This is a genomic window from Rhodobacter sp. SY28-1 (assembly GCF_005222785.1).
Classification (GTDB): Bacteria; Pseudomonadota; Alphaproteobacteria; order Rhodobacterales; family Rhodobacteraceae; genus Tabrizicola.
Genome location: NZ_STGH01000001.1, coordinates 83,627 through 96,457, shown reverse-complemented (window position 1 = coordinate 96,457; position 12,831 = coordinate 83,627). Strand labels below are relative to the sequence as shown.

Here is a 12,831-nt window from a genome sequence, read left to right as displayed (position 1 = left end):
TTAGCCCGAGGGTGGCAGCATCAGCGGTGCGGGTCCGAGCGGGAAGGGTCCAAAGCTCATCCGTCCGTCGGCCAGTGTCAGCTTCAACGTCAGCACCGACAGGTCATCCGACTGCGCCGCAAGGGCCTGCATGCCCCGCGCGATGGTCGGGGCCATTTCGGGCTGAACCACTCCCGCCGCGACCAGAAGCGCGGGCAGGCGGTTCCAGTTGGTGACCTCGACCGTGATCTCGCCCGCGGCAAAGCCCTGGTCGTCGGCCTGGACCTGACCCTTGGCGCTGGCGGAAAGCTGTCCCCAGGTGAAAGCGAACTGGCTGATGTCGAGCTTGGACAGCAGGGGCCGGGTCTCACCCGAATGGCGATCAAGCGGCGCGGTCAGGGTCAGGAAGATGCCCGTCCGCAGGCTGTCGATGGTTTCCGGCAGGTCAGAGACAGGTAGCCCCTCGATGGTCACTGCCTTCACGGCGGCGACGAAGGCGGGGTCCGGCGTGATCCCGGCCAGGTCGGTCGAGAACAGGTAGGTGTTCGGCGCATCTCCCGCGCCCGTCACCTCTTCGTCGGCGCTGAGCGAGACCACGCTGCGACCCGCACCGACAGTCCAGCCTGCCGAGGACGTGGCGCCCAGCCGGTCGGTTTCCAGCACGATGGCCGCCAGTGGCAGATCGGTCGACGGCTTGGCGCGGAAGCTGGCGCGCAGCCCCTCGGACGCCACGCTCACCGTCTGGTCGGGAAGGGTCACCTTCTGCTCGGGTGCCAGCGCCGCGATCACATGCCAGGGCTTCCAGGTCATCGCGAAGACCTGCAGGAAGGGCGTCTCCCATCCCGCGCCCGTCGCGGGGTCCATCAGCCGCAGCCCCTCGACCGTGACGTCGAAGCGGTTCGGGTACCCGGCGACCGTCAATGCCGTCTTCTCGGCCACCAGACCCTGTGCTGTGGCGTCGACAAAACCGTCCTCGACCGCCTGCCGGATCGCGCCCGACCCGACGAACCAGTAGCCCGACCAGAGACCGCTGCCCAGAAGGAGGAGGAACAGCAACTTGCGCATCGCACGGCCCTTTTCATTGCCCTTGGCCCGGTGTTTACAGGGCGAAACGCAACAGGGCCAGCCATGCACGCACCGCTTTGGGTCTTCGGCTACGGATCGCTGATCTGGGACCCGGGCTTTCCGGTGGCCGAGCGCCGCATCGCCCGGCTGGACGGCTGGCACCGCAGCTTTTGCATGCGGTCGATCCACCACCGCGGCACCGTGGACCATCCGGGGCTGGTGCTGGCGCTGGACCGGGCCGAGGGCGCGACCTGCACCGGCGTTGCCTTCCGCGTTACGCCCGGAGAGGAAGCCGCGACCCTGAACGCCCTGCGGGAGCGTGAGCTTGTGTCGTCAGCCTACCTGGAAATGACTCTGCCCGTGGCCACCGACACCGGGCCTGTCGACGCTCTCGCCTATGTCATCGACCCCGACCATGTCCAGTATTGCCGCCTCGACTGCGAGGAACAGGCCCGCATTATCGCCAGCGCCACCGGCGGGCGGGGCCTGAACCGCGATTACCTGTGGTCCACTGCCGCGCATCTGGCAGATTTGGGCATCGGCGACCCTGACCTGGAATGGCTTGCCACACGGGTCCGCGACCTGATCTGACCTTTTGCTTGGCAGTTGTCGCCATCCTGATAGTCTTGGCCGCAAGGCAGGGACCGAAGGACAGAGGACAAGCATGTCCCAGACAGACCAGCGAGCGGCCGAGGTTTCGACGACCTTCTCGCAGCCGATCCGCGCGATCACGACAATGCTTCTGGTCTGCGCCCTGGTCGGCAGCGGGGCCTGGCTAATCCACGCCCAGATCATCGACATCGTGCGCACCAACCCGATCCTGAACGGGATCATCGCGCTGGTGTTCCTGTTCGGCGTCCTGTCCTGCTTCTGGCAGGTCTGGATCCTGGCCCAGTCGGTCTACTGGATCGAGAATTTCGTCCGTGGCACTCCGGGCAGCGAGGATGAAGCCCCGCCGCGACTTCTGGCCCCGCTGGCGGCGCTGTTGCGGTCGCGGTCAGCCCGGATGTCGATTTCGGCCTCGTCCTCCCGCTCGATCCAGGACTCGGTGGTCCAGCGCATCGACGAAGCGCGCGACATCACCCGCTACCTGATCAACCTGCTGGTTTTCCTTGGCCTTCTGGGCACGTTCTGGGGCCTGGCGACCACGGTTCCGGCTGTCGTGGAAACCATCCGGTCGCTGGCTCCGCAAGAAGGCGAAAGCGGGCTGGACGTGTTCGGCAAGCTGATGGGGGGCCTTGAAAGCCAGCTGGGAGGGATGGGGACTGCATTCTCCTCCTCGCTTTTGGGCTTGGCCGGATCGCTGGTGCTGGGGCTTCTGGAACTGTTCGCCGGCCACGGCCAGAACCGTTTCATCCGAGAACTGGAGGAATGGCTCTCATCCATCACGCGGCTGGGCTATGCCGGGGACGGCGACAGCGCGGACCAGAACGCGCTGGGGATGCTGGTCGATCACATGGCACAGCAGATGGAGGAGTTGCAGGCCCTGCAGACCCAGACCGAGAACAGCCGCTTCCAGTCCGAGATGAAGATCAACGAGCTGGTCGCCGCCATGACGCAGCTGACCGACCGGATCGACGCGGAACGCGGCCAGTCCGCCCTGCTGCGCCGGGTCGCCGAAGGGCAGGAACGGCTGCTGGCGGCTTTGGAGACCGGCGAGGCGGGCGGCGGGTCTGACCCCGAAAGCCGGATGCGGCTGCGGTCGATCGATGTGCAGCTTCTGCGGATCCTGGAGGAAATGGCGGCGGGACGGCAGGAAACGCTGACCGACCTCAAATCCGACATCGGCCAGCTGACGATGGCCATCCGCCAGCTTGGCCGCGGCGCCGGGCGGGCCTGAGATGGTCGCGCGGACCCGACGCCGTGACCAAAGCCTGATCTGGCCGGGGTTCGTCGACGCGGTGACGACCCTCCTGATGGTGCTGATGTTCGTGCTGACCATCTTCACTGTCATGCAATCCGTCCTGCGCGACACGATCACCACGCAGGACACCGAACTGGACAGCCTGACTGCGCAGGTCGCGCAATTGGCCGACGCGCTGGGGTTGGAGCAGGCCAAGGCAACGGGGCTGGAGGCGCGGGTGGCCGAGTTGCAGGCGGGCCTGACCTCGGCGCTGGCCGAGGGGGAGCGGCAGGCGGGGCTGATCGCATCCCTGACCGCCGACCTGACGGCGCGGGAAGGCGAACTGGCGTCGGCCAAGTCCCGGATCACCGATTTCGAGGCCCAGGTTGCAGCCCTGCTCGTCGAACGCGACACGGCGCGGGGCGATGCGGAACGGCTGACCGCCTCGGTTGCCGAGCTCGAGTCAGCAAGGGCCAAGCTGGTGTCCGAGGCCGAGGCGATGACTTTGGCCCTGGCCAAGGCGCGCGACGAAGTCGACGCCAATGCCGAGGCCGCCCGCCTTGCCGCCGCCCGCCGCGACGCACTGGAGGCGTTGCTTACGCAAGAAAGGGCCAAGGCCGCTACCGACGCCGCCGCGCTGAAGGCAGCACAGGAACAGGTGACCGAGGCTGAGGCCGCGCGCTTGGCGGATGCGGCGGCCTTGCAAGCCTTGCGTGACCGGCTGGCGAATTCCGATACCGAGCTGACCGCAATGACGTTGGCGCTGGAAGAGGAACGCAAGCGGGCCGAGGAAACGCTGACGCTTCTGGCCGGCGCCCGGGCCGCTGCCGAGGGGGTGAGTGCCAAGGATGCGGCATTGGCGGCGGCCCAGGCGACGCTGCTGGCCGAACAGGAAAAGGCCCTGGCCGCCGCGCGAGAGGTCGAACTTCTGAACCAGCAGGTCGCGGCGCTGCGCAGCCAGTTGGGCAGCCTGCAATCGGTGCTGGACGAGGCCCGGGCAAAGGACGAAGCCGCCAAGGTGCAGCTGGAATCGCTGGGCAACGACCTGAACGCCGCCCTGGCCCAGGTGGCCGCCGAACAGCGCAAGCGGGCCGAGCTTGAGGCGGCAGAGGCCGCGCGGCTGGCCGAGGAAAACAGGGACCTCGCCCGCTTCCGGTCCGAGTTCTTTGGCCAGCTTTCCACTCTTCTGCAGGACCGCGAAGGCGTGCGTGTGGTGGGCGACCGTTTCGTCTTCTCCTCCGAGGTGCTGTTCAACCCGGGCGCGGCTGACCTGGCACCCGAGGGTCAGGCCCAGATTGCCGGGGTCGTGCGGATCCTGGACGAAGTCCGCGCCAACATCCCTCCAGAGATCGACTGGATCATCCGGGTCGACGGGCACACCGACAATGTCCCGCTGTCGGGCGGGGGCGCCTTCGCCGACAACTGGGAGCTCAGCCAGGCCCGCGCCCTGTCGGTGGTCCGCTACATGCAGGACCAGCTGGGCTTTCCACCTGACCGGATGGCCGCCACGGGGTTCGGTGAGTATCGTCCCGTCGCCACCGGGGACGACGAGGCCAGCCGCGCGCAGAACCGGCGGATCGAGCTGAAGCTGACCGAACGCTGACCGGGGCGCACCAATCCGTGACTGCAGGGCCGGGCAATCCGTGCTAGGCTGAACCCAGAACCATTCGTGCTTGCCGTCGTTGCCACTGGGACGTCCCCGGGCAGGACCAGCCGGGACGCCCCCTTTGCGGGAGGACCCCTGATGCCGAAGACGATTGGAAACCCCCTGTCCTGGACCTTTGGCGCGCTGGGCTCGGCCGCCGGGTATGCGACCGATGTCGCCACCCATTCGACGGCCGATCCCAATGTGCGGCCGGAAACGCGGGTGCTGGTGTCGGGCGACCTGACCGACGCCCTGCGCAAGGGCTGGGACGACCTGGCCGCGATGCGGTCGGACGTGATGTTCGCCTGCTTGCTGTATCCCGCGATGGGGGCGGTGCTGCTGGCGCTGGCGAGCCAGGGCGATCTGTCCCACCTTCTGTTCCCGGTGCTGTCCGGCTTCGCGCTGGTCGGGCCGGTGGCGGCGCTGGGGCTGTATGAGCTCAGCCGGCGGCGCGAGGTGGGGCGCGAGGTCAGCTGGGGCGCGATGTTTGACGTGCTGCGGAACCCCCGCTTTCCGCGCATCCTGATGCTGAGCCTGTTCAACGCGGTGATCTTCATGGCCTGGCTTCTGCTGGCCGACGCGATCCACGCGGCGACGCTGGGGTCCGAGCGGGTGCTGAGCGTCGGGGTTCTCTTGAGCGAGGCGGTGTCGACCCCGGCGGGCTGGGTGATGATCGTCGTCGGGACCGGAGTCGGGTTCCTGCTGGCGGTGGCGGTGCTGGCGGTCAGCGTGATCTCGTTTCCGCTGCTCTTGGACCGGGACGTCACGCTGCCGGTCGCGGTGCTGACCTCGGTTCAGGTCGCGCGGGAGAATCCGGTGGTGATCGCCACCTGGGGGCTGATCGTCGCGGGGGGGCTGGTGCTGGGCATCCTGCCGCTGCTGCTGGGTCTGGTGGTGGTGCTGCCGGTCCTGGGCCACGCGACCTGGCATCTGTATCGGGCGGCGGTGGTCTGATCCTGTCCACGGTGGACAGACCTGGATGGATCAATGATTACAAAGACTTGGTCGCGGGCATTAGGGGTTTCTTAACATCCCGCGGAAGGCTCCTCGTTCGCCCTTGGCTTCTCGTCGCGGGGCCCCCGGCGAGGAGTGACGAAGTCTACGAACAGCGGCACAATGAAGACCCCCCGCCGGATCAGGGCGGGGGGTCTATTGACTTGCGTGGGCCTTACTCGGCGGTCAGGAGCGGGGGCTTCTGACCCGTCAGCCGAGGCTTGGCCGGTTCCTCGATGTCCAGAACGATGGCGTCGTCCTTGACTTTCACTCGGACCACACCGCCCTTGACCAGCTTGCCGAACAGAAGCTCCTCGGCCAGCGGCTTCTTGATGTGTTCCTGGATCACCCGGGCCAGGGGCCGCGCGCCCATCTTGTCATCATAGCCCTTGTCGCCCAGCCACATCGCGGCCTCGGGCGACAGCTCGATATGGACGTTGCGGTCCATCAGCTGAGCCTCAAGCTGCAGGACGAACTTCTCGACCACCTGCATGATGATCTCCTTGCCCAGCGGGGCAAAGTTGATCACGGCGTCCAGGCGGTTGCGGAACTCGGGCGTGAAGGTCCGCTCGATCGCGGCAGTATCCTCACCCGTGCGGCGTTCACGGCCAAAGCCGATGGCGGCCATCGACTGTTCGCGCGCGCCCGCGTTCGAGGTCATGATGAGGATCACGTTGCGGAAATCCACCGTCCGGCCGTTGTGGTCGGTCAGTTTCCCGTGGTCCATCACCTGCAGCAGGATGTTGTAGACATCCGGGTGGGCCTTTTCCATTTCGTCCAGCAACAGGACGGAATGCGGGTGCTGGTCGATGGCATCGGTCAGCATGCCGCCCTGGTCAAAGCCGACATAGCCCGGAGGAGCGCCGATCAAGCGGGAAACGGCATGTTTCTCCATGTACTCCGACATGTCGAAGCGGATCAGTTCCACGCCAAGCGACGAGGCAAGCTGCTTCGCGACCTCGGTCTTGCCGACGCCCGTGGGGCCCGCGAACAGGTAGTTGCCGATGGGCTTTTCCGGTTCGCGCAGGCCGGCGCGGGCCAGCTTGATTGCGGCACACAACGCCTCAACCGCCTTGTCCTGGCCGAAGACCACGCGCTTCAGGGTCTTTTCCAGATCGCGCAGGGTTTCGGCATCGTCCTTCGACACGGTCTTGGGCGGGATGCGGGCGATCTTGGCAACGACGGCCTCAATCTCCTTCACGCCCAACGACTTGCGGCGCTTGATACCGGTCAGCAGGTGCTGGGCGGCCCCGGCTTCGTCGATCACGTCGATGGCCGAGTCTGGCAGTTTCCGGTCGTGGATGTAGCGCGCGGCCAGTTCCACCGCCGACTTGATCGCGTCGTTGGTGTATTTCAGGTCGTGATGTTCCTCGAAGCTGGGCTTCAGGCCCATGAGGATCTTGATCGCATCCGGCACCGAAGGTTCGTTCACGTCGATCTTCTGGAAGCGCCGCGACAGGGCGCGGTCCTTTTCGAAGTGCTGACGGAATTCCTTGTAGGTAGTGCTTCCCATGCAGCGCAGCTTGCCGCCCTGCAGCGCGGGTTTCAGCAGGTTCGAGGCATCCATCGCGCCGCCGCTGGTGGCACCAGCGCCGATGACGGTGTGAATCTCGTCGATGAAGAGGATCGCGTCGGGGTGATCCTCAAGTTCCTTCACAACCTGCTTCAGCCGTTCTTCAAAGTCGCCACGATAGCGGGTTCCGGCCAACAGAGCGCCCATGTCGAGCGAGAAGATCGTCGCCTTGGACAGAACCTCGGGCGTCTCGCCATTGACGATCTTGCGAGCGAGGCCTTCGGCAATGGCGGTCTTGCCGACGCCCGGGTCGCCCACGAGCAGCGGGTTGTTCTTGCGGCGGCGGCAGAGCACCTGGATTGCACGCTCAACCTCGGCCTCGCGGCCGATGAGCGGGTCGACGTCACCCTTGCGGGCCTTAACGTTCAGGTCGACGCAGTACTTGGACAGCGCCGATTCCTTGGCTTCGCCAGCCTCGGCCTTCGGGGTTTCATGCTGTTCCTCGGCGCCCTGAACGGGACGCGCCTCGCCGTAGGACGGGTCCTTCGCCACGCCATGCGCGATGAAGTTGACCGCGTCGTAGCGGGTCATGTCCTGTTCCTGCAGGAAGTAGGCGGCGTTCGATTCGCGTTCGGCGAAGATCGCGACCAGGACGTTCGCGCCGGTGACTTCGGTGCGGCCCGAGGACTGCACATGGATCGCGGCGCGCTGGATCACGCGCTGGAAGGCGGCGGTGGGGACGGCCTCGCTCCCCTCGACATCGGTCACCAGCGTCGACAGGTCGTCGTCGATGAAGTCGGTCAGGGTCTTGCGCAACTCGTCCAGGTTCACGGCGCAGGCCTTCATCACGCGGGCGGCGTCGGGTTCGTCGATCAGGGCGAGGAGCAGGTGTTCCAGCGTCGCCAGTTCGTGGCGGCGCGAATTGGCCAGTGCCAGCGCCGAGTGGATGGCTTGTTCAAGCGTGGTCGAAAACGATGGCACGTTCGGTGCTCCTGTCCTGCAGGTCGGCCGGGCACGAGCGCCCGTACCAACCGTGGCCTCATAAGCTTAAAGTTCGGTTTTATTCACCGCACTTCAAGCGCAATTTTCCAGATTTTGGGGTTTCCCCCGAAGTTCACGCCATTTGTGATACAGGGCGCCTAGAACTTGTCTTTTCTGGCCCGGATTTCGGCGAAAACCGTGACATCGTCGGCATCTGGGAGGCCGACTGCTGTCTTCAGCGCGGGCAGATGTGCCCGCAGGTAGGGGTTCGTCGCCAGTTCTTCTTCGAGCGGAACGGGGACGGTCGGAAGGCCCTTGGCGCGCCGCTCGGCGACCCAGGCGATACGAGAGATAAGCCGTGAATTGCCCGGTTCAAGGGTCGCGGCAAAGCGCAGGTTCGAGGCGGTGTATTCGTGGCCCGAGCAGATGAGCGTTTCCGGCGGCAGCGCGGCGAGTTTCTGAAGGCTTGCATGCATCTCGCGGGCGGTGCCTTCAAACAGCCGACCGCAGCCCCCGGCCATCAGGCTGTCGGCGGTGAAGGCGAGTTTGGACTGGGGAAAGTGGTAGGCGATGTGGCCGAGCGTGTGGCCGGGCACGTCGATGACGCGGGCGAACGCGTTGCCGACGGAAAAGCTGGACGCCTCGGTCAGGGCAAGGTCGAGGCGGGGCAAGCGGTGGGCGTCGGCGGCGGCGCCGAGGACCATGGCTCCGGTCCGGGTGCGCAGGGTGTCGACGCCCTGGATGTGGTCGTCGTGGTGGTGGGTGATCAGGATGTCGGTCAGCCGCCACTGGTGGGCTTCCAGCGCGGCGAGGATGGGGCCGGGCTCGGGGACGTCGATGACGGCGGTGTGGCCGGTGTCGGGGTCGTGGATCAGGTAGGCGTAGTTGTCCTGCAGGCAGGGGACGGTGACGAGTTCAAGCGGCATGGTCTTTGGTCCCTTGCTGGGTATGATGCGCAGGATTGACCCCAACGGGCGACCGCCGCAATGCATCTCGACGTGCTGGACCTGAGGAATTTCTACTATCGGACGCAGCTGGGCCGGGTGGCGCAGCGGGCGATCCGGGATCAGGTCGTGCGGTTGTGGCCTCCTAAACAGGGCGAGACGGTGGTGGGGTTCGGCTTCGCGGTGCCCCTGTTGCGGCCCTATCTGCCTGAGGCGCGGCGGGTGATCGGGCTGATGCCGGGGCCGCAGGGGGTGATGCCCTGGCCTGCCGGGATGGAGAACGTGAGCGTGTTGTGCGAGGACACGGCCTGGCCGGTGCCGACGGGGCTCGTGGACCGGCTGGTGCTGATGCACGGGCTGGAGACCTCGGAAAACCCGTCCTCGGTGCTGGAGGAGGCGCACCGGGTGCTGGGGCCGGGGGGGAGGGCGCTGTTCATCGTGCCGAACCGGGGGGGCCTGTGGTCTCGGCGGGACGAGACGCCCTTTGGCTATGGCCGGCCCTATTCGGTGGCGCAGCTGGAGGCGCAGCTGAAGCGGCACGGCTTCACGCCGGAGCGGAACTGTTCGGTCCTGTTCGCCCCGCCCCTGAGCACCCGGTTCTGGCTGCGGTCGGCGGATTTCTGGGAAGGCTTTGGGCGAAAGATGCCCTGGCTGGCCGGGGGCGTGCTGATGGTCGAGGCGTCGAAGCAGGTCTATGCACCCACGCAGGGTGGTCTGCGCGCGGCGGTGAAGAAGCCGCTTCGGGTGCTGGAGGGCGTCGGTCAGGGCGCGGCGGAACCGGCCCTGAGCCGGGAGTAGGGTGGGCAGCTGCCCACCGTCCCTCAGATCACGCGGACCAGGGTTCCGACCGGGCACAGGTCGAACAGTTGCGCGATGTTCTCGTTGTACAGTCCTATGCAGCCGTCCGACGACCTGCGCCCGATCTTCCGGGTGTCGTGGGTGCCGTGGATGATGTAGGCGGGCCAGCCCAGATACATCGCGTGGGTGCCCAGCGGGTTGTCGGGACCCGGGCCGATCGGCTTCCAGTCGGGGTAGCGCTCCATCTGCGATGGCGTCGGCGTCCAGCTGGGTCCCACCTTCTTGCGGACAATCTCGGTGTAGCCGCGCTTGGTCAGCTCGTCCGAGATCGGGACCGAGGTCGGGAAGATGCGGTGGTCTGTCCCTTCGGCATTCCAGTAGTGCAAAGCGCGCGACGTGGTGTCGGCAACGATCATCGCCCGACCAAGTCCGTCGAAATGGTCGCGCCAGTCCTGCATGGCAAAGCTGGAGACATTGCTGCGCACCGAGGCGCTTTCGGCCCAAGCCGCCGTGGCAAGGAAGGGCGCGCCAAGCGCTGCGCCGAGAAGTCCGCGTCGGTTGAGGGTCATGGACCTGCCTTTCTGCTTTTGGCGGGCAGGTGTCCGCCTGACCGGCGGGAGGGTCAACCCGTCAGGACCGGTGCCTGACGCAGCTGTGACCCGATGTGAGCCGCGAATCCGTCCGGATGGCGCGACGGAATCGGCGCCCGGCAAGATGTCAAACAGAGACCGCCATGGGCGCCGGGACACCGCCGCCCATGCGTTTGCGCCAACAGCGACAATCTGGCCGGTTCGAAGGCTCAAGAAACCGTGTGCAACCCGGTTGCGGGGTAGGGAAGCCTCTGCTAAGGACCCCGCGACGGATGGCGCCGCCCAGACGAATGTCGAGGTATGCGCCGAAGGGACGCCCGGTTCGCAAGAGCCCGGGGCATGAGACAGCGGAAGGGTTGACGTGTCAGAACCAGCTTCGATCTCTCTGGGCATCGCCGCACGCTATGCGTCGGCCTTGTTCGATCTGGCCAAGGAAGGCGGGGCGCTGAAGGCACTGGAAGCCGACGTCGCAGCGCTGACCGAAACGCTGGCCGCCAGCGAAGACCTGCGGGGTGTGATCGCCTCGCCCGTGGTCACCCGGGAGGAGCAGGGCAACGTCATCGCCGCCATCGGCGCGAAATTGGGCCTGTCCACGCTGACCGCGAACACGCTGGCCCTGATGGCCGACAAGCGCCGCCTCTTCGTGCTGCCGCAGCTTGCCGCGCAACTGACCGACATGATCGCTGCCGAGAAGGGCGAAGTGACTGCCGAGGTCACCGCCGCCCGCGCACTGTCGGCCGCACAATCGAAAAAGCTTGCCGAAACGCTGAAGGCCCGCGTCGGCAAGACCGTGAAACTGAAAACGACCGTCGATGAATCCCTCATCGGCGGTCTCGTCGTCAAGCTGGGCTCGACCATGATCGACACTTCGGTCAAGGCAAAGCTCGCGGCCCTGCAAAATGCAATGAAAGAGGTTGGGTGATGGGAATCCAGGCTGCTGAAATCTCTGCGATCCTCAAGGAGCAGATCAAGAACTTCGGCAAGGACGCACAAGTGGCCGAAATTGGCCGCGTGCTGTCGGTCGGCGACGGGATTGCCCGCGTCCACGGGCTGGACAATGTCCAGGCTGGCGAGATGGTCGAATTCCCCGGCGGTATCCGCGGGATGGCGCTGAACCTCGAAGTCGACAACGTCGGTATCGTTATCTTCGGGTCCGACCAGGACATCAAGGAAGGCGACACCGTCAAGCGCACCAAGTCCATCGTGGACGTTCCGGTGGGCAACGGCCTGCTGGGTCGCGTCGTGGACGGCCTGGGCAACCCGATCGACGGCAAGGGCCCGATCGTGTCGACCGAGCGTCGGATCGCCGACCAGAAAGCCCCGGGCATCATCCCGCGCAAGTCGGTGCATGAACCGATGGCGACCGGCCTGAAAGCCGTGGACGCGATGATCCCGGTTGGCCGTGGCCAGCGCGAACTGATCATCGGCGACCGTCAGACGGGCAAGACCGCCGTGGCGCTGGACACGATCCTGAACCAGAAGTCGTACAACGACGCCGCAGGCACCGACGAATCGAAGAAGCTGTACTGCGTCTACGTCGCCATCGGGCAGAAGCGGTCGACCGTGGCCCAGCTGGTGAAGAAGCTGCAGGAAACCGGCGCGGACGCCTATACCATCGTCGTTGCCGCAACCGCCTCCGACCCGGCCCCGCTGCAGTTCCTGGCGCCCTACGCCGCAACCGCTATGGCGGAATTCTTCCGCGACAATGGCCGCCATGCGCTGATCATCTACGATGACCTGTCGAAGCAGGCCGTGGCCTACCGTCAGATGTCGCTGCTGCTGCGCCGTCCGCCGGGGCGTGAAGCCTATCCGGGCGACGTCTTCTATCTGCACTCGCGCCTTCTGGAACGGTCGTCGAAGCTGAACGAGGATTTCGGCGCTGGCTCCTTGACCGCGCTGCCGATCATCGAAACCCAGGGCGGCGACGTGTCGGCCTTCATTCCGACGAACGTGATCTCGATCACCGACGGCCAGATCTTCCTGGAAACGGAACTCTTCTACCAGGGCATCCGTCCGGCCGTGAACACCGGTCTGTCGGTGTCGCGCGTGGGTTCGTCGGCACAGACGGCCGCAATGCGGTCAGTTGCCGGCAAGGTGAAGCTGGAACTGGCGCAGTACCGCGAAATGGCGGCCTTCGCGCAGTTCGGCTCGGACCTCGACGCCTCGACCCAGCAGCTTCTGAACCGCGGCGCGCGTCTGACCGAGCTGATGAAGCAGAACCAGTACTCGCCGCTGACCAACGCGGAAATCGTCTGCGTGATCTTCGCGGGCACCGCCGGTTACCTGGACAAGATCGCCGTCAAGGACGTCGGCCGGTTCGAGCAGGGGCTCCTGAAGCACCTGCGCACCAGCGGCAAGGCGCTTCTGGAAGACATCACCAAGAACGACCGCAAGGTGGCGGGCGATCTGGAGAAAGCGATCCGCGCGGAACTTGACGCCTTCGCCAAGACCTTCGCTTGAGCCCCCTGAAGGAGTAGGCA

At 66.1% G+C, this 12,831-nt stretch carries 11 protein-coding genes; 7 read left to right on the top strand and 4 right to left on the bottom strand.

Going from position 1 to position 12,831, the window contains the following annotated elements; all coding sequences use genetic code 11:
- Positions 1–1,044, bottom strand: coding sequence for a DUF2125 domain-containing protein (locus E8M84_RS00485; protein WP_137109218.1), 1,044 nt, complete (start codon positions 1,042–1,044; stop codon positions 1–3).
- A gap of 63 nt (positions 1,045–1,107) precedes the next feature.
- Between E8M84_RS00485 and E8M84_RS00480 the strand changes: the two genes are divergently transcribed.
- The 4 genes from E8M84_RS00480 (at position 1,108) to E8M84_RS00465 (ending at position 5,486) form a co-directional block, all read left to right on the top strand.
- The gene (locus E8M84_RS00480; protein WP_137109217.1) at positions 1,108–1,635 is read left to right on the top strand and encodes a gamma-glutamylcyclotransferase; all 528 of its coding nucleotides are present in this window, start codon (positions 1,108–1,110) and stop codon (positions 1,633–1,635) included.
- 73 nt (positions 1,636–1,708) lie between these two features.
- Complete coding sequence (locus tag E8M84_RS00475; protein WP_137109216.1) at positions 1,709–2,884, top strand: biopolymer transporter ExbB; 1,176 nt, start codon at positions 1,709–1,711, stop codon at positions 2,882–2,884.
- Between the two features lies 1 nt (position 2,885).
- A complete protein-coding gene (locus tag E8M84_RS00470) occupies positions 2,886–4,490 on the top strand; it encodes a peptidoglycan -binding protein (protein WP_137109215.1) in 1,605 nt (534 codons plus the stop codon).
- Positions 4,491–4,631: 141 nt separating this feature from the next.
- Positions 4,632–5,486 (top strand): DUF2189 domain-containing protein, encoded by an 855-nt coding sequence (locus E8M84_RS00465; protein ID WP_137109214.1) that lies wholly within the window; start codon positions 4,632–4,634, stop codon positions 5,484–5,486.
- 214 nt (positions 5,487–5,700) lie between these two features.
- Here E8M84_RS00465 and clpA read toward each other — a convergent pair whose 3' ends face one another.
- Together clpA and gloB are read right to left on the bottom strand one after the other, a co-directional pair.
- The gene (clpA, locus tag E8M84_RS00460) at positions 5,701–8,019 is read right to left on the bottom strand and encodes an ATP-dependent Clp protease ATP-binding subunit ClpA (RefSeq protein WP_137109213.1); all 2,319 of its coding nucleotides are present in this window, start codon (positions 8,017–8,019) and stop codon (positions 5,701–5,703) included.
- Positions 8,020–8,177: 158 nt separating this feature from the next.
- Entirely contained in the window at positions 8,178–8,945 is a 768-nt protein-coding gene (gloB, locus tag E8M84_RS00455) for a hydroxyacylglutathione hydrolase (protein WP_137109212.1), read from the bottom strand.
- Positions 8,946–9,005: 60 nt separating this feature from the next.
- Here gloB and E8M84_RS00450 point away from each other — a divergent pair, with 60 nt between their 5' ends.
- Positions 9,006–9,761 (top strand): class I SAM-dependent methyltransferase, encoded by a 756-nt coding sequence (locus E8M84_RS00450; RefSeq protein ID WP_137109211.1) that lies wholly within the window; start codon positions 9,006–9,008, stop codon positions 9,759–9,761.
- Between the two features lie 23 nt (positions 9,762–9,784).
- Here E8M84_RS00450 and E8M84_RS00445 read toward each other — a convergent pair whose 3' ends face one another.
- Positions 9,785–10,330 carry a L,D-transpeptidase gene (locus E8M84_RS00445; protein ID WP_137109210.1) on the bottom strand — a complete coding sequence of 182 codons (546 nt, stop codon included), beginning with the start codon at positions 10,328–10,330 and terminating at the stop codon, positions 9,785–9,787.
- Positions 10,331–10,712: 382 nt separating this feature from the next.
- On the opposite strand from E8M84_RS00445, the gene E8M84_RS00440 reads away from it, so the two are divergent.
- On the top strand, positions 10,713–11,273 hold the full coding sequence (locus E8M84_RS00440) for a F0F1 ATP synthase subunit delta (RefSeq protein ID WP_137109209.1): 561 nt from the start codon (positions 10,713–10,715) through the stop codon (positions 11,271–11,273).
- Entirely contained in the window at positions 11,273–12,811 is a 1,539-nt protein-coding gene (gene atpA / locus E8M84_RS00435; protein ID WP_137109208.1) for a F0F1 ATP synthase subunit alpha, read from the top strand. Before E8M84_RS00440 ends, atpA begins: the two co-directional genes overlap by 1 nt.
- Positions 12,812–12,831: the final 20 nt, after the last annotated feature.

Coding starts and splice junctions, on each gene's coding strand:
- E8M84_RS00445 (WP_137109210.1), bottom strand. CDS start 10,330: ATGACCCTCAACCGACGCGGACTTCTCGGCGCAGCGCTTGGCGCGCCC.
- atpA (WP_137109208.1), top strand. CDS start 11,273: ATGGGAATCCAGGCTGCTGAAATCTCTGCGATCCTCAAGGAGCAGATC.
- gloB (WP_137109212.1), bottom strand. CDS start 8,945: ATGCCGCTTGAACTCGTCACCGTCCCCTGCCTGCAGGACAACTACGCC.
- E8M84_RS00480 (WP_137109217.1), top strand. CDS start 1,108: ATGCACGCACCGCTTTGGGTCTTCGGCTACGGATCGCTGATCTGGGAC.
- E8M84_RS00475 (WP_137109216.1), top strand. CDS start 1,709: ATGTCCCAGACAGACCAGCGAGCGGCCGAGGTTTCGACGACCTTCTCG.
- E8M84_RS00450 (WP_137109211.1), top strand. CDS start 9,006: ATGCATCTCGACGTGCTGGACCTGAGGAATTTCTACTATCGGACGCAG.
- E8M84_RS00465 (WP_137109214.1), top strand. CDS start 4,632: ATGCCGAAGACGATTGGAAACCCCCTGTCCTGGACCTTTGGCGCGCTG.
- E8M84_RS00470 (WP_137109215.1), top strand. CDS start 2,886: ATGGTCGCGCGGACCCGACGCCGTGACCAAAGCCTGATCTGGCCGGGG.
- E8M84_RS00485 (WP_137109218.1), bottom strand. CDS start 1,044: ATGCGCAAGTTGCTGTTCCTCCTCCTTCTGGGCAGCGGTCTCTGGTCG.